We start from the raw sequence: 308 nt of genomic DNA on the forward strand, positions 1-308 counted from the left end.
TGAGCCATTACCTCACCAACTAGCTAATCCCACTTGGGCCAATCTAAAGGCGAGAGCCGAAGCCCCCTTTGGTCCGTAGACATTATGCGGTATTAGCAGTCGTTTCCAACTGTTGTCCCCCACCTCAAGGCATGTTCCCAAGCATTACTCACCCGTCCGCCGCTCGTCAGCAAAGTAGCAAGCTACTTTCTGTTACCGCTCGACTTGCATGTGTTAGGCCTGCCGCCAGCGTTCAATCTGAGCCATGATCAAACTCTTCAATTAAAAAGTTTTATGTCTTTCGACAGCTCAATGAATTCTGAATTTTT

General features: G+C 48.1%; 1 rRNA gene. It reads right to left on the bottom strand.

Annotated features, from left to right (window positions below):
- Positions 1-264: ribosomal RNA gene (locus H5160_RS20210) — 16S ribosomal RNA — on the bottom strand; the annotation flags it as partial.
- Positions 265-308 lie beyond the last annotated feature (44 nt).

The sequence above is a fragment of the Pseudoalteromonas sp. SG43-4 genome, assembly GCF_014164325.1.
Taxonomy (GTDB): Bacteria; Pseudomonadota; Gammaproteobacteria; order Enterobacterales; family Alteromonadaceae; genus Pseudoalteromonas; species Pseudoalteromonas distincta.